The sequence below is a fragment of the Methanoculleus sediminis genome, from assembly GCF_001017125.1.
GTDB lineage: Archaea > Halobacteriota > Methanomicrobia > Methanomicrobiales > Methanoculleaceae > Methanoculleus > Methanoculleus sediminis.
This window is the reverse complement of sequence record NZ_JXOJ01000001.1, coordinates 312319-329851: the sequence shown is the minus strand read 5'-3', so window position 1 is coordinate 329851 and position 17533 is coordinate 312319. Positions and strand designations below refer to the sequence as shown.

The 17533-nt window shown below is 65.0% G+C and carries 21 protein-coding genes; 9 read left to right on the top strand and 12 right to left on the bottom strand.

The genetic code is table 11. The annotated features are described in order from the left end of the window. Positions 1–48: 48 nt before the first annotated feature. Positions 49–597 carry a diacylglycerol/polyprenol kinase family protein gene (locus SZ63_RS01650; RefSeq protein WP_048180068.1) on the bottom strand — a complete coding sequence of 183 codons (549 nt, stop codon included), beginning with the start codon at positions 595–597 and terminating at the stop codon, positions 49–51. A 102-nt stretch (positions 598–699) separates the two neighbouring features. On the opposite strand from SZ63_RS01650, the gene SZ63_RS01645 reads away from it, so the two are divergent. After that, positions 700–1965 (top strand): hypothetical protein, encoded by a 1266-nt coding sequence (locus SZ63_RS01645; protein ID WP_048180065.1) that lies wholly within the window; start codon positions 700–702, stop codon positions 1963–1965. Here SZ63_RS01645 and SZ63_RS01640 read toward each other — a convergent pair. Continuing rightward, a complete protein-coding gene (locus tag SZ63_RS01640) occupies positions 1940–2206 on the bottom strand; it encodes a hypothetical protein (protein WP_048180062.1) in 267 nt (88 codons plus the stop codon). The genes SZ63_RS01645 and SZ63_RS01640 overlap by 26 nt on opposite strands. A gap of 111 nt (positions 2207–2317) precedes the next feature. On the opposite strand from SZ63_RS01640, the gene SZ63_RS01635 reads away from it, so the two are divergent. The 3 genes from SZ63_RS01635 to SZ63_RS01625 are packed head-to-tail and all read left to right on the top strand — an operon-like array spanning position 2318 to position 4138. Then, positions 2318–3034 (top strand): small multi-drug export protein, encoded by a 717-nt coding sequence (locus tag SZ63_RS01635; protein WP_048180057.1) that lies wholly within the window; start codon positions 2318–2320, stop codon positions 3032–3034. Between the two features lie 55 nt (positions 3035–3089). Further along, positions 3090–3917 carry a cache domain-containing protein gene (locus tag SZ63_RS01630; protein ID WP_048180043.1) on the top strand — a complete coding sequence of 276 codons (828 nt, stop codon included), beginning with the start codon at positions 3090–3092 and terminating at the stop codon, positions 3915–3917. A 23-nt stretch (positions 3918–3940) separates the two neighbouring features. After that, positions 3941–4138: a hypothetical protein gene (locus SZ63_RS01625; RefSeq protein WP_048180040.1), complete on the top strand. Its 198-nt coding sequence runs from the start codon at positions 3941–3943 to the stop codon at positions 4136–4138. Here the strand turns inward: SZ63_RS01625 and SZ63_RS12320 are convergent. Further along, complete coding sequence (locus SZ63_RS12320) at positions 4104–6449, bottom strand: PAS domain-containing protein (protein ID WP_052959029.1); 2346 nt, start codon at positions 6447–6449, stop codon at positions 4104–4106. The two genes, SZ63_RS01625 and SZ63_RS12320, sit on opposite strands and share 35 nt — an antisense overlap. 203 nt (positions 6450–6652) lie before the next feature. Between SZ63_RS12320 and SZ63_RS01615 the strand changes: the two genes are divergently transcribed. The 3 genes from SZ63_RS01615 to SZ63_RS01605 all read left to right on the top strand — a co-directional run bounded on the left by SZ63_RS01615 (position 6653) and on the right by SZ63_RS01605 (position 9245). Further along, on the top strand, positions 6653–7633 hold the full coding sequence (locus SZ63_RS01615) for a DNA-methyltransferase (protein WP_048180037.1): 981 nt from the start codon (positions 6653–6655) through the stop codon (positions 7631–7633). 316 nt (positions 7634–7949) lie between these two features. Beyond that, a complete protein-coding gene (locus SZ63_RS01610) occupies positions 7950–8873 on the top strand; it encodes a DNA adenine methylase (RefSeq protein WP_048180034.1) in 924 nt (307 codons plus the stop codon). A 57-nt stretch (positions 8874–8930) separates the two neighbouring features. Beyond that, the gene (locus SZ63_RS01605) at positions 8931–9245 is read left to right on the top strand and encodes a transposase (protein ID WP_048114297.1); all 315 of its coding nucleotides are present in this window, start codon (positions 8931–8933) and stop codon (positions 9243–9245) included. A 402-nt stretch (positions 9246–9647) separates the two neighbouring features. On the opposite strand, the gene SZ63_RS01600 is transcribed toward SZ63_RS01605, so the two are convergent. From SZ63_RS01600 to cbiT, 8 genes are read right to left on the bottom strand one after another with little or no spacing between them, the layout of a single operon-like run. After that, complete coding sequence (locus SZ63_RS01600) at positions 9648–10220, bottom strand: cobalt-precorrin-7 (C(5))-methyltransferase (protein WP_048180031.1); 573 nt, start codon at positions 10218–10220, stop codon at positions 9648–9650. Beyond that, positions 10217–11230, bottom strand: coding sequence for a cobalt-precorrin-5B (C(1))-methyltransferase (locus tag SZ63_RS01595; protein ID WP_048180029.1), 1014 nt, complete (start codon positions 11228–11230; stop codon positions 10217–10219). The genes SZ63_RS01600 and SZ63_RS01595 overlap by 4 nt, the downstream gene beginning before the upstream one ends. After that, positions 11211–11894 (bottom strand): precorrin-8X methylmutase, encoded by a 684-nt coding sequence (locus tag SZ63_RS01590; protein WP_394298767.1) that lies wholly within the window; start codon positions 11892–11894, stop codon positions 11211–11213. The genes SZ63_RS01595 and SZ63_RS01590 overlap by 20 nt, the downstream gene beginning before the upstream one ends. Beyond that, positions 11839–12633 (bottom strand): precorrin-3B C(17)-methyltransferase, encoded by a 795-nt coding sequence (cobJ, locus tag SZ63_RS01585; RefSeq protein ID WP_048180027.1) that lies wholly within the window; start codon positions 12631–12633, stop codon positions 11839–11841. The genes SZ63_RS01590 and cobJ overlap by 56 nt, the downstream gene beginning before the upstream one ends. Beyond that, a complete protein-coding gene (cbiG, locus tag SZ63_RS01580; protein ID WP_048180024.1) occupies positions 12602–13474 on the bottom strand; it encodes a cobalt-precorrin 5A hydrolase in 873 nt (290 codons plus the stop codon). The genes cobJ and cbiG overlap by 32 nt, the downstream gene beginning before the upstream one ends. Then, positions 13471–14187, bottom strand: a complete 717-nt coding sequence (locus tag SZ63_RS01575; protein WP_048180021.1) for a cobalt-precorrin-4/precorrin-4 C(11)-methyltransferase — start codon at positions 14185–14187, stop codon at positions 13471–13473. The genes cbiG and SZ63_RS01575 overlap by 4 nt, the downstream gene beginning before the upstream one ends. Further along, positions 14180–14797: a cobalt-factor II C(20)-methyltransferase gene (locus tag SZ63_RS01570; protein WP_048180018.1), complete on the bottom strand. Its 618-nt coding sequence runs from the start codon at positions 14795–14797 to the stop codon at positions 14180–14182. The genes SZ63_RS01575 and SZ63_RS01570 overlap by 8 nt, the downstream gene beginning before the upstream one ends. Further along, positions 14788–15318, bottom strand: a complete 531-nt coding sequence (cbiT, locus tag SZ63_RS01565) for a precorrin-6Y C5,15-methyltransferase (decarboxylating) subunit CbiT (RefSeq protein ID WP_048180015.1) — start codon at positions 15316–15318, stop codon at positions 14788–14790. The genes SZ63_RS01570 and cbiT overlap by 10 nt, the downstream gene beginning before the upstream one ends. 187 nt (positions 15319–15505) lie before the next feature. Between cbiT and SZ63_RS01560 the strand changes: the two genes are divergently transcribed. Both SZ63_RS01560 and SZ63_RS01555 read left to right on the top strand, forming a co-directional pair. Next, positions 15506–15682 (top strand): 4Fe-4S binding protein, encoded by a 177-nt coding sequence (locus SZ63_RS01560; protein ID WP_048104707.1) that lies wholly within the window; start codon positions 15506–15508, stop codon positions 15680–15682. Further along, positions 15672–16868, top strand: coding sequence for an NAD(P)/FAD-dependent oxidoreductase (locus SZ63_RS01555; protein ID WP_048180010.1), 1197 nt, complete (start codon positions 15672–15674; stop codon positions 16866–16868). The genes SZ63_RS01560 and SZ63_RS01555 overlap by 11 nt, the downstream gene beginning before the upstream one ends. On the opposite strand, the gene SZ63_RS01550 is transcribed toward SZ63_RS01555, so the two are convergent. Continuing rightward, positions 16860–17525 carry a potassium channel family protein gene (locus SZ63_RS01550; RefSeq protein WP_048180004.1) on the bottom strand — a complete coding sequence of 222 codons (666 nt, stop codon included), beginning with the start codon at positions 17523–17525 and terminating at the stop codon, positions 16860–16862. The two genes, SZ63_RS01555 and SZ63_RS01550, sit on opposite strands and share 9 nt — an antisense overlap. Positions 17526–17533: the final 8 nt, after the last annotated feature.

Genomic DNA, 17533 nt, shown 5'->3' with positions numbered 1-17533 from the left:
TCGGGAACAGACGTATATACAATGATTGAACCGGGCGGTTCAACGCTTTCAGAGCAGCAGCGTGAGGGCGATGCAGGCAACGACCGGAACGACGAGATTGTCGTCAACAGGGCTCGCCAGTTCGGCGACGGCCGCAGCCGCCGCGGTCGCGAGAGTTATTGTGGGCGGGACGAGGAGAGAGAGCACGATCGCCGTCGCCGCGAACCCGGCGAGCGTGCCTTCGAGCGATTTGTGATTATAAATCCGGGTTCTGCCGAACCGGACGCCGGCAAGGGTGGTGACGCTGTCGAGGAGCGAGAGCACGACGAGCCCCATGAAGGCGACCTCTTTTGCAAAGAAAGCAATACAGAAGAGGGCTCCGAGAGCGAAGAAGAGCGCTCCTTTCCCGGGGGCGGCGTCGCGCCGCTCGAGGCCCGCGATGATCGGCGAGACGACCGGAATGGTGTAGCCCCGGGAGATGGCGTCGGAGAGGATGAACCCCGCGAAGAGAGCGAGCACGAGGACGGAGAGGACGAGATCGCGGTCGAAGAGGAGGACGAAACCCGCGATCCCGAGACCGAAGATGAGGTGGACGACCTGCCGGAGCGACTCGTGCATCACTCCAGAGGTTGGCGCGGAACCGGTTAAACCCTCTGTCGGCGGATGCGGATCACGGCGGTTAAGTAGCCGTGGGGCGCATAATCTAGCAGGAGGTGATGGATGGAGCCTTCAACTTACACCGGGAAGAACGCCGCCGAGGCCAGGGATATGGACGCCGTGGCGCGATTTTACGTCAAATGCGCGCTCTGGCTCGGGGCACACGATCCGGCGTTCGTGGATGCTTATTTCGGCCCGGCGGCGGTGCGGGACGAGGCGCTCATGGTTACGGTCCCGCCGGACCGCATCGCCGGGTACGCCGCAGACCTCCTTGCCACCCTGGACAGGATCGACCCCGACCGTCTGGACGGTGCCGGGCGCATGCGTCGCAGCCATCTCCGGGAGATGATCCGGGCGCTCGAAGCCCGTGCGGCAATTCTCGCGGGGGAGAGCACCACCTTCGATGCCGAGGTTGAGGCGCTCTACGGAATCGCAGCGACGGGTGACGACCCCGACTGGTACGGTGGCCTCCATGCAGTGCTCGATGCCAGTCTCCCCGGAAACGGCGATCTTTCCGCTCGTTACCGGACGTACATGAACTCGTTCGTCATCCCGCCAGGGGGGCTGGAACCGGTCTTTGCGGCAGCATTTGCCGAAAGCCGCCGCAGGACGGCTGAACGTCTGCTGCTCCCGGCAGGGGAGCGGCTCGAGATCGGCTACGCCGCCGGGGAGCCGTGGGAAGCCTATATCCGCTACCTCGGGGACGGGACGAGCCTCATCCGGGTGAACGCCGATCTGCCGGTCACCGTCGACCGGACACTCGCTTACGCCTGCCACGAGGGCTACCCCGGCCGCCACACGATGCGGGCGATCCGGGAGGCGGCGCTTGTCCGTGCCCGGGGCTGGATCGAGCACGCGGTCGTCACCCTCGCCTCGCCGCTCGCGACGGTCGCCGAAGGGGCCGCCGTGCTCGGGGAGGAGATGATCTTCCCCGCTCCCGAGCGGGCGCGGTTCTTCGAGGAGGTTCTCTTCCCCCTGGCCGGGTTCGAGCCGGCGGGTGCCGAGCTCTTCGATGCCGTCGTTACCGCGTCCGCGGCCCTGAACATCACGGGAAACGCCCGGGTGGCCCGCGGGTACCTCGGCGGTGCGCTGTCGCGGGAGGAGGCGGGCGGGCTCCTCCAGAACGTCCTGCTCCTCGACCCGGAGGCGGCACAGGCGCGTCTTCGGTTCATCGAGGAGTTCCGGGCGTACCCGGTGGCCCTGAACGAGGGTTACCGGGTCGTCCGGGACTACGTCGGGAACGGTGCGGACAGGTGGGAACGCTTCGTCCACGCCCTCACCGAACCGGTGCTGCCCGGCGACCTCACCTCGAACGGCAGTCCCGGATGAACGACCGTGCCTCCTCGTCGGTGATCGCGTAGGTCGCCTGGGCATCGAGCGCGACGACGCGGAGGACCACCGCTACGTCGTCGAGGCGCCGCTTGTGGTCGCCGCGAACGTGCTTTCTCACCTCGCGCAGGGTCTCGAGCGCGGTCGCGACGTTCGCGATCGTGCACAAGGCGCTCTCCCGGGTGCCGGCATCGACAACGGGGAGGACACGGGGCGGCCGGGTGACGGGGACAGGGGTCATGCTACCTATCCTTGCGCTTCATGAACTTGAACCTGCTGGAACCCCTGCAGATAACGTATTAACTAAAAAACCCCAATCTGAATTGAGTATCTCCCTGCCGGAGATCGACCTATGAGCGCAGACGATACCACCAATATACCCGGGCCGGAGGGCTGGAAGGCGCTCCTCGCAAACCCCTACCTTGCCGGCCCCATAAAATTCATCCTCCCGATCGCCATCGCCCTGGCTATTTTTGCAGCGCTCTACCTGATCGAGCCCTACCAGCAGTTCCTCGTCATCTCGGGACTGCTCGCCGCCTACTTCGTCCCCCCGGCCGGGAAGGAGTCGATCATTCCCATCGCGATCGTGATGGGTTACCCCTGGTGGCTCATCACCCTCGCGATCGTTCTCCTCGACGTGGCCGTCTCCCTCTTTGTCGTCTGGAACTTCGACCTGGCGCTGAAGATCCCGCTCATCGGCCGGTTGCTCGAGAGCGGGATGGCGGCGGGCCGGAACTACACCGATACCCGGCCGTGGATCCGGCGATTCTCAACGATCGGGCTCGTTCTCTTCGTCTTTTTCCCGCTCCAGGGGACCGGTGCGATGAACGGGTCGATTCTCGGCCGGCTGCTGGGGCTGGATCAGGCCCGGGTCTTTGCCTGCGTCTGCGCCGGATCGCTCGCCTCCAGCCTCATCATCTCTCTCGGCTCCGACGTGCTCCTGGACATCTACCGGCAGAACCAAGCGCTCGGAATCGGCATCCTGGCCGCGATCGTCGTCGCAGTTCTCGCCGTCTTCACCGGCCTGAAACTGCGCGAGAAACGCCTCCGGGAACGCTCGCCCAGGTGACGGAAACAGCAGAACTTATGCTTTCCGAAACCCTTTCCTTTTTCAGGAAATCCTGATGAGTTCTCACGTATATGCATGCATCATCGCCGCCCTGGCGATCCTGGCCGCCGGTTGCGTGGCGGATCAGCCGGCGGCGAACGCCGCAACGGTCGACGGAGACGCCGCGGCACTCCTCGTCCGCCTGCAGTCCGATATCACTGCGGCGCTCGAAAACCTGGACGATCGCCTGGCGTACGCCGCATACGACCTCGGGGAGACCGATCTCTCCGGCGACGACGTCCACGCGATCCTCGCGAACCTCTCCGCCACCGATCCGTCGATCGTCGACTGTACGGTCAGCGACGCGAACGGCACGATCCTCGCCGCCGAACCGGCGGCGTACCGCGGCATCGAGGGCGCGGAGATCGGTGGTCAGGCCCATGTCCGGCACATCCTCGCGACAAAGCGGCCGATGATGAGCGAGATGATCACGGTCGCGGAAGACATCCCGGCGACGGTCATCATCGCGCCGATCTTTACGAACGAGAGCCGGTTCACCGGGTTCGCCTCCATCGTCTTCCGGCCGGAGACCCTGATCGCAGGCGTCGCCGGCCCGGCGGCGAACGGCACCCCGTACCAGGTGATGGTCATCCAGACGGACGGACGGGTGCTCTACGATACCGACCCAACCCAGATCGGGAAGATGACGTTTGAAGACCCGCTCTACGCCGACTACCCGGACCTGCTCGACGTGGCCCGCAGGGTCACCGGCGAGCGTTACGGCACCGCGGCATACGAGTTTGCCGCCGACGGCGGGCAGGCGGTGAAGAAGGAGGTTGCCTGGACGACGGCCGGGCTCCACGGGGTTGAGTGGAGAGTGGCGGTGATCCGGGCGGTTGAGTGAAGGGGAAGGGTGGAGGCCCGCTCATGGCTCCCCGGCTCTGCGGTCTTGCAATCGGCGGTGACGGTTCGCCGCTCGTGGGCGACGACACGAACGGCGTGATCTACCGGGCATCCTGCGCGGGAGCGAACAATACGACGGGAGACTGGTGTACCCGCGGGAGCGGGGCGGGCTTCCCCCTCCCCCGTCTCACGGCCGCGCCGGGACGCCGCCTGCTTCCCTGAGCAGGAAGACAAACGCCGCCCCCGCTGCCGGATGCCCGGGCACCCGGTCTTCCACCCAGATCCGGCCGCCGTAGCGGTCGATGAGGATCTGCACGAGATAGAGCCCGAGCCCCTCGCCCACGCCCCGCTGCTTCTTCTCGTAGCGGTGAAAGATCTCCTCCTTCTGGTCGCCCGGGACGCCCCGGCCGGTATCCGCGACCGTCACCCGGACGAACCCTCCCTCCGCCGCCTCGACCCGGACGGTTACGGTGACGCCGGGGCCGCCGTGCTTGACGGCGTTGCCGATCAGGTTCGTGAAGACCTCGGGAAGGAGGTCGTCGGCAAGGGCCTGCCGGGGGACACCCTCGTAAGAGAGGCGGATATCCGGGAAGTGATCGATCTCCGCCCTGATGACCGCATCGAGGTCGGTCGGCCGGAGCGCGGGCGGTCCGGTATGAATCTGCCGGATCTTCGAGACGGTGCCGAGGATCTCTATGCTCTTTGCTATGCTCCGCTTCAGGCTCGCCACGTATACCGCCGCCTCCCCCTCCACGAAGTCGGCGAGCAGCTCGGCATAGAGATTCGCGACGTTCTCGGTGTTCCCGATGTCGTGGGTCAGGATATCGAGGTAGAGGTTTGCCTCCCGGTGGGCGGACTCGAGGTCACGGTGAATCCGGGCAAGCTCGGTCGCGTGGTGCCTGATCGCCTCCTCCGCCCGCCTGCGCTCCGTGATGTCGCGGATGATCCCGCTCCGGAAGAGCGGCCGACCGCCCGGATCGAGCGTCACCGTGAAGTGGTCTTCGAGCCAGCGATACTCGCCGGCTTTCGTCAGGAACCGGTACACGAGGAATCCCTTGCCCGAGGCGGCAGCAGCGTTCAGTTTCGTTTCAACCGGCGGGCGGTCGTCGGGATGGATGCGGTCCATGACTCCTTCGATGTCCATCGCAGCCATCTCCTCCGGGGCGAAGCCGAGGATCTCCCTGATGACCGGGCTGATGTAGTCGTAGCGGTCGGCCTGGAGGTTGCGCCGGTAGGCCGCGTCGAGCGAGTTCTCGAGAACCGCCCGGAACCGCTCCTCGCTCTCCCGGAGGGCCTCCTCTGCCCGTTTACGCTCCGAGTCGTCGTAAACGTAACCCTGGGTCTCGATCAGTTCGCCGTCCGCACTGAAACGCCCGACCATGTTCTCCACGACATGGATACGGGTGCCGTCCCGGCGCTTCCGGACCCTGCCCTCGTTCTCGACCTTCCCCTCCTTCCGGAGGCGCGCGAGGAGACGGTCACGATCCCCGGCGTCTTCGTAGAGGTCCCCGATATTGGTATCCAGTGCGTCTTCAATGGAAGCAAACCCGAATATCCTGGCAAACGCCGGGTTGCAGGCGAGTATCCGACCATCCAGTGCGGTGAGGAAGTCTCCGGTGAGATCGTCCTCGAAGAGCCGCCGGTAACGCTCCTCGCTCTCCCGGAGGGCCTTCTCCGCCCGTTTACGCTCGGTGATGTCGGTGAAGAAGGTTGTGACATGTCCCCGTTGAGACGAAAACGCGGTGACCTCGAACCATTTTGAAAGAGTCGGCACTGGATACTGAAACGTCGTCGATCCACCCGTCAACGCCACGTTCCCGTAGAGTGCGATGATTCCGGCAGCCTCTTCGGGAGCGAGAATCTCGGTTACCTTCCGGTTCAGGACATCTTCCCGCGCACGCCCGGTAAACTGCTCGAACGCCCTGTTAACCTCCAGATAAATGTAGTCCACGGGCTTTCCGGCTGCATCGACGACAATCTCGCAGTGAGCATACCCGATGATCGGGTTATCGAGGGCCTGGCGATACCACTCCATGTTCTCCTGGAGAGTCTTCTCTGCCCGTTTGCGCTCCGAATCGTCGTAGATGTAGCCCTGGATCTCGATCAGTTCGCCATCCGCACTGAAACGCCCGACCACGTTCTCCACGACATGGATACGGGTGCCGTCCCGGCGTTTCCGTGTCCGGCCCTCGTTCTCGACCTTCCCTTCCCTCCGGAGGCGCGCGATGACCCGGTCCAGATCCCCGGGATCCTCGAAGAGATCCCGGATATCGGTACCCAGAGCTTCTTCCCTCAAGGCAAACCCGAATATCCTTGCGAACGCCGCGTTGCAGGCAAGTATCCGGCCGTCCAGGGCGGCGATAACATCCCCGGTGAGATCGTCTTCGAAGAGGCGCCGGTAACGCCCCTCGCTCTCCTGGAGGGCGTCCTTTACGGACTGCAGCGCGGCGTTTTCGCGCCGGAGCGCCTCGTTCTCGGCCAGAAGCGCTGCCGTGCGTTCATGAGCCGCCCGCTCCGGCTCTGCGGTGCGCAATGCACTCCCTGGGTCCTCCGAATGTGCCACTATCCAAACTCCCGGGCTGTTGTACTGCTGGCAGTCAGGTTTGCGTTTGCCTCAATTGTATTAATGCTACCTCCCGGGAGCGGGCTGCACGAACCGGGAGAGGCGCAGGGCCATAACGAGTATCTTATGCTCGCACGACCAACGTGAATACGTTGCAGCCTGCAGGGAAAACCATGAGGTCCGAGGAGATCAACGGCAACGCCTTCTACAACGGCGACTGCATCGCGGGGGCAAGAGCGCATATCCCCGACGACTCGGTCGACCTGATCGTCACCGACCCCCCCTACGGCATCAACGGCGACCGGTTGCACCAGCATTACAACCGTGACGAGGCGTTCGTCGTCGACGGCTACATCGAGGTTCCCGCATCCGCTTACGGGGAGTTCAGCCAGAGGTGGATCCGGGAAGCCGAACGGATATTAAGGCCGGGCGGGTCGATCTACATCGTCTCGGGCTACACGAACCTCTACCACATCCTCCACGCGCTGCGCGGGACGCACCTTCGCGAGGTCAACCATATCATCTGGCGCTACACCTTCGGCGTCTACACCACCCGAAAATACGTCTCCTCCCACTACCACATCCTCTTCTACGAAAAACCGGGCGGCGAGCGGACGTTCAACCTGGAGTCGCGCTACGGGACCGGGGAGAGGGGGCCGGACAACGGGTCGCTGAACTACCGCGACCGTGAGGACGTCTGGTGCATCAACCGCGAGTACAAACCGGGGCAGGCGAAGAACAAGAACGAACTGCCGACGGAACTGCTCGTAAAGATGATCCAGTACAGCAGCAGCGAAGGCGATCTCGTCTGCGATATGTTCCTCGGCGGATTTACGACCGCAAAAGTGGCCGTCGGCCTCAACCGCCGGGCAACCGGGTTCGAGGTCTCGAAGCAGGTCTTCGACCTGAAGATCGCACAACTGCGGGATATCCGGCCGGGCTGCCTGCTCCCCACGCTCCGGAAACCGGAGACCGGAGAGCCGACGAACCGGGGCAGAACCTGGACGGACGGCGACCGCGAGTTCCTGGTCTCCCGGTTCGCCGCGCTCATCGAATCGGGCAAGACGAAGAGGAGGGCGGTCGAGATCCTGGGGAGTGAACTCGGCCGGGGCCGGTGGGCAATCGAGAAGATGCTAAAAAAACGGCCAGATTGAACTGCTTGCCACAATCTCTGGATAACTCCCGATTACCAATAGAAGTCAGTGACGTGGCCTCACGCGAAGACGCGAAGAACGCGAAGGAGTCCATCAGTACCCATCCAGACTTCGCGCCTTCGCGTCTTCGCGTGAATCGCCGACGTATAGATAATCCGGAGGTGATTCGCCCTCCGAGGGAGTGGTTTGACAAAGCCCAAAAGCAGGGCGCTCGGACGGGCGGCAACGGTGCCTGAAACCAATGCGGGATACAGACAACGCTAATGCCCTTCAAGACCAACCTCTCCTGCAGCATTCACCACGACGGAAGAGACCGATGGCAACACCCACCGCACGACCGTTTCTCAAGTGGGCAGGCGGAAAGGCGCAACTGCTCGATGCGTTCACCGCGAGGGTTCCGCGGGAACTCGCCGGGGGAACCCTTCCGGTCTTCGTCGAACCGTTCATGGGCGGTGGGGCGGTTTATTTTCACTTCAACAGCACCTTCAGGTTCAGGGAGTGCCACCTCTTCGACATCAACGAGGAACTTGTCCTCGCCTACAGCGTCGTAAAAAACGACGTCTCCGGCCTTATTGAATATCTGCGCGACGTTGAGGAAGAATTTCTTTCAAAAGACGATTCCGGGCGGAAAAATTATTTCTATGCTGTCCGGGACACGTTCAACCGCGAGAGAGAGGAGATCGATTTCTGCAGGTACGGCGAAGCGTGGATTGAACGGGCGGGACGGTTCATCTTCCTCAACAGGACATGTTTCAACGGCCTCTACCGGGTGAACTCCCGGGGCGGGTTCAACGTCCCGTTCGGCAGGTACAAAAAGCCGAAGATCCTGCACGAAGAAGTGCTCCGGGCCGACTCGCTCGCGTTCCGGAACACGACCATCCATCTCGGCGACTTCACGCAGGCGGAGCCGTACATCGCAGAGGACACCTTCGTCTACTTCGACCCGCCCTACCGGCCGCTGAACCGGACGTCGTCGTTCACGCAGTACTCGAAGAACAGGTTCTCCGACGAGGAGCAGAGACGTCTGGCGGAGTTTTATGCACGCTGCGGCGCAAAGGGCGCGAAACTCATGCTGAGCAACTCCGATCCCAGGAACGCCGACCCCGAAGACGGGTTCTTCGACGACCTCTACGCCGGGTATCGTATCGACCGGGTTCCGGCAAGGAGAGCAATCAACTGCGATGGGACGAAACGGGGAGAGGTCCGCGAGATCATCGTCATGAACTACCGCCCGGCGTGACCGCGGGAGTCCGAACCGTCCCAAAACTATAAGGTCTCGCCGGGGTATGCGGCGCTCATGACGTTTCGGGAGATCGACGACGACTTCTGGGAGATCGTCCGTAGACACCTCCCGCCTCAAAAACCCCATATCGGCAGGCCCCGGCGCGACCCCCGGAACCTCTTCAACGGGGTCCTCTACGTCCTCACCACCGGGTGCGCCTGGAGCGACGTGCCGGTGAGATACGGGACGAAATCGACGGTGCACCGCTACCATCTCGAACTCTGCAGACGAGGTGCGTACCAGGCAATCTTCCTCGATCTCCTCCGGTCGGGCTACGAGTTCCGGAAGAAGGAGAGCGCCGCGGCGGGTCTCGCGGCTTCCACAGCGTAGAATATGTGGTTCCAACCGCCTGCGGAATAGCGTGACGTTCAGTATTCCACAGATCTCTTCGCGTTCTTCGCGGCTCGCACCTGCGGTGCTCATGCTCCGGTTCTAACGAACCATCGCACTTCGAAGACCTTCGGTCTTCTCAAGCTCCGGATGCCCCATCCGTCGCACTTCGCGGCTTCGCGCTCTTCGCGTGAGATCTCGGCACTACGCCTACCGTCACCTCACGCGAAGGCGCGAAGAACGCGAACTCCGGTGTCCGGGTGTTACCAACTCCTCGGTACCGAATTTTACGAGGCCGCCCCGCTTAGTGTCGGGTGCCGAAATTCGTGAAGTACTGAGACTTCAAAACCAGAAGGGGATGCATCTCCTATCCCCTGGTGACGTATCCAGATCGGACACCCTCTAAAACGCCCCCGCCACCACCACATAGAGTTCGCCCAGCGGCGCCGGGGGCTGTGCCGCCGTCCCGGCGGCGATCCTTTCCGCCGGGTAGCCGAGGTCCTCGCAGACGGCAAGCCGGGTCTCCGGCGGGAGGGCGGCCGCGAGCGCCCCGACGTCGAAGGCCGGGTCGGCGATGAGGAAGACGACCTTCCCCCGGACGACCTCCTCCCGCGCTTCGGCTATCGCCCGGGCATGATCCTTCCCGTGGGCGGAGACGACCGCGGCTCGCGCCAGCGGAACCTTCAGACGGGCGAACGCGACCTGGAGCGAGGAGATCCCGGGGACGACGTCGCCCGGGAGGTAGCCGAGCCCCGCGAGCATCGGATCCCCGGTCGAGAGGACGACCGCGTGGGCCGGGAGGGAGCGGAGACCCCGGTAATCCTCGATCTCGTTGACCTCGCAGCCCGGCGGGATGGCGTCGCGGACAAGCGCGATCGCCCGTGCGGAGCCGTAGACGAGCGACGCAGCCGCGATGACCCTTGCCGCCTCCGCGGTCAGCATACCGGGGCCGCACCCCACCCCGACGATCTTCATGGCGACTCCCCGATGATCCGGCCGTCGCGGTCGACGATCACGACCCGGACGCGGGGACAGCGGGCACGGAACGCTGCAAGCTCCCGGTGGGCCGTCTCCTCCCAGAGCGGGGTCGCCGAGAGTTCCTCCACCGTCGCGCATCCGGTTCCGGCAAGGACGTCGCGGTTCATGAACTTCAGGATCAGGCCGGGCAGCCCGCAGATGACCGCGTCGCCGTCGACCGCCCGGAGTGCCTCCTCGAGTTTGTTCCCGACCAGGATCGCCTCGTGCTCCGGGAAGAGGAGACGGGAGTAGCGCAGCCCGAGCCTGCCGGTCGTCAGCACGACCGCTCCGGGAGCGCGGGCGATGCGGTCGAGCACCCCCTCCGTCACGTGGTCGTCCCAGGGTTCCACGAACCCGGTCGTCCCGAGGACGGATATCCCCCCGTGCACCCCGACCCGGGGATTCAGCGTCTTCTGCGCCACCTCCGCACCCCGGGGGATCGTGAGGATGACCGTCGTCCCGGAGAGATCCGCCTCCTCCACCGCCTCGTCGATGGAGCGCCGGATGCAGTCGAGCGCCGGAGCGCTGATCGCGGGCGTCCCCTGCCGGTGGCGGGGGGTGTCGCGGGCGAAACTCCCGATGCCCTCGCCGGGGACGAACTGTACCCCGCCCGAGAGGGAGGGAGCCGCCATCACGACGAACTCAAGCCCTCCCGTCACGTCGGTAGTGTAGTCGCCGGCGTCCTTGCGGCAGGACGCCTGCCCACGGTAGCCGTCGACCGGGAGCCGGACCGTGATGCCGCAGGGGAGAGTGACGTCCACCTCCCGAACGGTGTCAAAGGCGAGCGAAAGAACCGCAGCCTTGCAGGCCGCGGCCGCCGTCGTCCCGGTCGTAAACCCCCGGCGAATTACCGATCCGGACGCGGTCAGAACCGCGAGCCCCCGCCGGACGTCGTCGAGACGGTCGGGGGAGCGGCAGGCCGCCACCCACGCATCGGGATACTCGAAGTCAGTAACCGGGTCCCGCATGACCTTCACGCTCGGCATGAATCGTGATGATCTCGTTTATCGCCGCCACCGCGACCGGCGTCCCGCCCCGGGTGCCGGCGTTCGAGACCGACGGCACGTCGATGGTGCGGAGTTCCTCCTTCGACTCCGCCGCGTTCACGAACCCCACCGGGGTCCCGACGACCAGCGCCGGGCGGACCCCTTCCCGGATCATCTCGCAGACGACGAGAAGCGCCGAGGGGGCGTTCCCGATCACCACGATCGCGCCCTCCAGCCGGTCGCGCAGGGCGAGGAACCCCGCCGACGTCCGGGTGATCCCGCGCTCGCGGGCGAGATCCTCGCCGTAGTCGAGGGCGCAGACGACCTCGCTCGCGTGCCCGCGTTTCAGGATGCCCGCCTGCACCATCCGGATATCGACGATTATCGGCGCCCGGCGGGCAAACGCGGCAACCCCGGCCTCGACCGGGTCGCCGGAAAAGCGCATCAGGTCGGCCATCGCAAAGTCGCCGACCGCGACCGAACACCGCTGCCGGATCCGGTCTTCGAGGGTGACGTTGCCCACCCGCTCCCGGGCCAGGTTCCGGCTCGCGCTCGCTATCGCGTAGGCCTCCGGCGTGACCGCCGCGAGGTCAGTATACGTACTTCCGGTGGTATCCCCGGGGCGTGACGATTCCTCTCGCACCATGCTCATCCCTCCAGATCCTGGTCTCTTCTCCGCCGATAAAAACGATCGAATGCATGTCCACGAAGGCGAAGTGGTCTTTGAACTCCCCAAGCGTCGTGATCAAGCGCTCCTCCCCCTTCCGGTAGGCGTTCTTGATCACCCCGACCGGCGTCGTCTCCGGGAGGTGGCGGCGGGCGATGGCGATCGCCGCATCGAGGTTGTGCGGCCTCCCCCTCGAACGGGGGTTGTAGAGGACGACCGGCACCCGCATCCGGAACGCGAGGTCGAGCCTCCGCTCGATCTCCTCCCAGGGGGTCAGGAGATCCGAGAGGCTCATCGTGACGTAGTCGCCCGAGAGCGGCGAACCGAGCCGTGCCGCCGCCGAGACCGCTGCCGTGATCCCGGGGACGACCTCGACCGCGACCGTCGAGCCCGACCGTTCGGCCACCTCGAGGACGATGCTCGCCATCCCGTAGACCCCGGCGTCGCCGCCGCTCACCATCGCGACGATGCGGTCCCGTGCGAGGTCGAGCGCTTTCGCCGCCCGGTCGATCTCCTTGCCCATGCTGCTCCGGACGACCTCTTTTCCGGCGAGCATCGGCTCGACGAGGTCGAGGTAGAACCCGTTGCCGACGACGCAGTCCGCCTCGCCGAGGGCCTTCAAGGCCCGGGGCGTCATCTGCAGCAGGTCACCGGGCCCGGTGCCGACGATGTATAGCCTTCCTCCGTTATCGTGCGATTGCAACAGTGACACCACCATACGTCTGTTTGACAAGAACCAGAACTTTGCGCTTCGCGATCGCGAGAGCCGCGGGTTCCGCGACCCCCGCAAGCCCAATAAGGGAGGCACGTGAGGGCGACGGCGCCTCCTCCGCATTCAGCGTGCCGTCGTCCAAAAATACGAGGTTGCCGCCGAGTTCCGCGACGGCATCAATGAGCCCCGCCTCGCTGCGTTTCTTTATGGTCGTCGCGTAGACGAGCACCTCTTCCGGGCCGATCCCCGCAACTCCGAGCGCCTGCCGGACGGCGGCCGCCACCTCGGCCGCCGGAGCGCCCTTTCTGCACCCGACGCCGACGACGTACTCCCCCTTCCTGACGAGGAGGGAGACACCCGGGGCCGCGAGGACGATCCCGGGGCCGGTGACGGCGTAGAGGGGCACGTCGGCGTCCAGCATCGCGGCGTTCACCGCCCGGGTGGAGTCGCGGTTCACGACATCGCAGCCGGTGCGGGCGGCAATCCCCTCGACCGACTCCCGGCCGCGGGTCTCGGTCGCGGTCGTGATCACCGCTTCAATCCCGAGAGCGGCGAGTTCCCGGGCAAGGTCGTTTCCGCCGTGGTGCCCGCCGACGACCGGGACGGCATAGCGGAGATCCGGCCCGACCACCACCACCGCCGGGTCGCGCCACTTGTCGGTGAGGAGCGGCGCGATCTGCCGGACGGCGATCCCGGCCGACATCAGGGCGACGATCCGGCCATAGCCGGAAAACACCTTCCGGAAAGCGTCCGGGCCGTAGGGAAGGACGTCGGCACCGAGAGCGTCCGCGATCCTGCGGGCGTCGGGGAGGAACCGCTCGAGCGCGATCACGACTGTCCCGGTCATGAGTAGAGGACCGACCTCCCGAACCCGGACGTAGCCGGGTCCACCACTCGCCCGATGACGATCAGCGCCGTCCGCTCGATCCCGGCCGCCCGGGCCTTTGCCGCGATGTCCGCCACCGTTCCCCGGACGATCTTCTGGTCGGGCCAGGAAGCGTGGTAGACGACCGCCGCCGGGGTATCGGGCGGGCACTCCACCCGGGCGAGAACCTCTTCCATCCGCTCGGTCCCGAGGAAGACCACCATCGTCTGCCCGAGCCGGGAGAACTCGGGGATCAGGTCCGATTCAAGCGTCGCCCCCGCCGGGCGGGTGACGACCAGGCTCTCGGAGACGTCGCGGAGGGTGAATTGGGTCTTTAAGGCCGCAGCTGCCGCAAAGAGCGACGATACTCCCGGAACGATCTCGGCCTCGATCCCGCGCCGCTCGAGTTCCGCCATCTGCTCCACGATCGCGCCGTAGAGCGCCGGATCGCCGGAGTGGAGCCGGACGACGAGTTTGCCCGCCCGGACGTGCTCTTCGATGGCGTCGACGATCTCGTCAAGGGTCATCCCCCAGCTGTCGAGTTTCAGCCCTGCGCCCGATCTCTCCACGAGTTCCGGGTTCACGAGCGAACCCGCGTAGATGAGAACGTCCGCCCGCCGGAGGAGATCCATCCCCCGGACGGTGATGAGATCGGGCGCCCCCGGCCCCGCACCCACGATGAAGAACTTATGCATGCGGCCGCCTCGCAAAGAGGATCGAGAAGTAGTCGCTCTTCTCGGGGAGGTCGTCCCCCCGGTAGACCCGCTGCTCCAGCATGAACATCCGCTCGACGAGGACGAACTCCGAGTAGCCTTCCTCCGAGAGGGAGGCCGCGAGCGCCGCCGGCTTCCTGACTTTCATGAAGATCCGCGACTCCGGCCCGTTCCCGTCCGAGACAAGAAACCCGCCGGCCACCGGGACGTTCGCGACCGAGGCGAACGCGGTGATGGAACTGATCCCGGGCTCGGTCGCGAACGTGATCTCCGGATGGCGCTTAGAAATCATCTCGCAGAGCCGTGAAAACGTCGAGTAGAAGTTCGGGTCGCCGATGATCCCGAATACCGTAAGACCGTCCTCTGCGTGCGGCGCAATCCGGTCGGCGTTCTCTTCCATGCACCTTCGGATGTAATCCTCGTCGCTCGTCATCGGGAAGTTGAGGACGACGGCATCGGGCCGGTAGGGCTTCACCAGGTCATAGGCAAGGTTTCCGGGGACAAAGACCGCCGCAGCCTCGCCTAGAAGCCTGACCGCCCGCAGCGTCAGGAGTTCCGGGTCGCCGGGCCCGAGCCCCACGCCTACGAGCATCCGGCACCCCCGACGACGATGTAGACGGGATTGATCGGTTTGAACATCGTCCCGCCGGCGATCCCGGCCGACCGCGAGACCTGGAGGTGGACGGCCTCCTGAAAGATCCCGAGGCGCTGCATGCTTTCTATCGCCTCGTGAAGCGTCCCGACCATCACCGCGTTCACAACGATCTTCCCCCGCACCTGATCGGCGAGGAACTCGAGAATCTCCGGCAGGCGGCGGGACCCGCCGACGAAGGCGGCGTCGAGCCGGCCCAGCCCCGGGAGGACCTCCGCCGCGTCGCCCTCGAAGAACTCGATGTTGCCTCTGCCGGCGCGGGCCGCCTCGGCCCGGGCATACGCGATCGCCTCCGATCGGCGGTCGATCGCATAGACCCGCTCCGCCGTCTCCGATAGAGCGACGGCGATCTTCCCCGTCCCGCACCCGATATCGGCCACCCGGTCGCCCGGACGGATGCCGAGTTTTGCGAGCGAGACGGCCATGACCTCGTCCTGTGTCGGCCCACCCTTCAATCCCATGGCATTCACGTTACCCAGATAAATTTGTGCTAACTTCTATTAAATAGCGCAGTGAGCCGTCTCGTCTTCCGGCTCCGGGCGGCGCGGGACGACGGCGCACCTACGGGCGCTCGGGCGGAGATTCTGGTGCTGCAACTCGCGCGAGGAGCATAAAGGTTTTTGCGCGACAGAAGACATTATGAGTACAATGCTCAGGATAAACCGAGACAAGTGTGGATACTGCGGCACCTGCGTCGCAGTCTGTCCCGAAGATGCGCTCGAGCTGATCGACGCGTACCTCAGCCTTGAGCGGGAGTGCATCGCCTGCGGTATCTGCGCACGGGCATGCCCGCTCGGAGCACTGGAGGTCGTCCATGAAGAATAACTACGATATTCTCGTCATCGGGGGCGGACCCGCCGGCGCTCTTGCGGCGAAGACGGCAGCAGATGCCGGAAATTCGGTCTGCCTCATCGAGAAGCGCCCCGCCATCGGCACGCCCGTCCGGTGTGCGGAGGGGATCGGCAAAGAACTCCTAAAAGAGTTCATCAAGCCCGATCCACGCTGGATAGCCGCCGATATCGAGCGTGCCCGGATCATCTCACCGAACGGCACAGCCATCAGTCTCGAACAGGATAAGGCAGGAAACGAGGTCGGCTACGTCCTCGACCGGAAGATCTTCGACCGTGAGCTCGTCTGGCAGGCGGCCGAGGCCGGGGCGGACGTGATCGTCAAGACCCGGGCGACCGCACCGATCATGGAGAACGGAGCGGTCCGGGGCGCGAAGGTGCTCTCGGTCGGCACGCCGGCGGATATCCGGGCCGAGGTGGTCATCGCCGCCGACGGCACGGAAGCGCAGTTTGCCCGCCGGGCCGGACTCGACACCGTCGTTCCCCTCCGTGAGATGATGAGCTGCGCCCAATACCTGATGACCGACATCGACATCGACGCAGGCTCGACGGATTTCTACCTGGGCAACGAGATCGCGCCCGAAGGTTACCTCTGGGTCTTCCCGAAGGGCGACCGGACGGCAAACGTCGGGATCGGCATCTCCGGCCGCAAGAGCCGGGACGGGTCCCGGGCAAAGGACTACCTGGACCGGTTTGTCGCAAAGAACTTCCCGAACGGTAAGACGATCGAGGCGATCGCAGGCGGCGTCCCGGTCTGCCGGCCGCTCGCCTGCACGGTCGCCGACGGGCTGATGGTTGCCGGGGACGCGGCAAGGGTCGTCGATCCCATCACCGGCGGCGGGATCGGCAACGCCATGCTCACGGGCAGGCTCGCGGCACAGGTGGCCTCCGAGTGCATAGCGGCGGGCAACTGCTCGAAGGAGGCCCTGATGCCCTACGATGCAGGATGGCGGGCATCGAAGATGGGCACGATTCTCGAGCGGAACTACAAGGTCAAGGAGTACTTCGTTACCCTCGACGACGCAAAACTCAACACCCTCGCGGAATCGATCGCCCAGAGCAGCCTCAAAGAGTTCTCGGTCCTGGCTCTCATCAAGGAACTGATCACGCGGAACCCAAAAATGCTCCTCGAACTCAAAGCACTCAGGGATACGCTATCCTGAACGTATCAACTGCTTGTTGAGGGTCTTTAAGGTCTCCGTCTCCGCCTCTTTTTTCGTGAACACCGTGATGACGTCGCCCGGCCGAATACGGACGGTGCCGCTCGGGATGATGAGGTCGCCCCCGGCACGCCGGATGGCGATGAAGACGAAGTCCCGGACTTCGAGTTCGCGGATCTCGTGATCGACGATGGGCGCGCCCTCGTCGGCGACGATCTCGAAGATGGTGCCGCCGGGGATCGAGGCGACCTGCTGGAGGTTCGGGCTCTTCGCCCAGTAATAGAGCCGGGTCGCCACCAGCTCGTCGGGGTTCTCGCTGATCCGGACGCCGACCTCGTTGAAGAGATCGGAGTGCTCTTTCTGGTTGACGATCGAGACGACGTTTCCGACGTCGTAACGTTTCGCGAGCCAGCAGGTCATCAGGTTCACGGCGTCGTCGCTCGTCGTGGCGACCAGAGCGTCGGCCCGGTCGATCCCCGCATCCTCGAGCACCGATTTGTCGGTCGCGTTCCCGGTGATGGCGAGAACGTCGTAGTGCTCCAGGATATCGCTCGCGCGCTCCTCGTCCTGGTCGATCACCACCACGGAGTCGCCGGCGTTCACGGCGATCGCAGTCAGGTTCCGGCCGATTCCGCCAAGGCCGACGATGATCGTGTACATCCATCTGG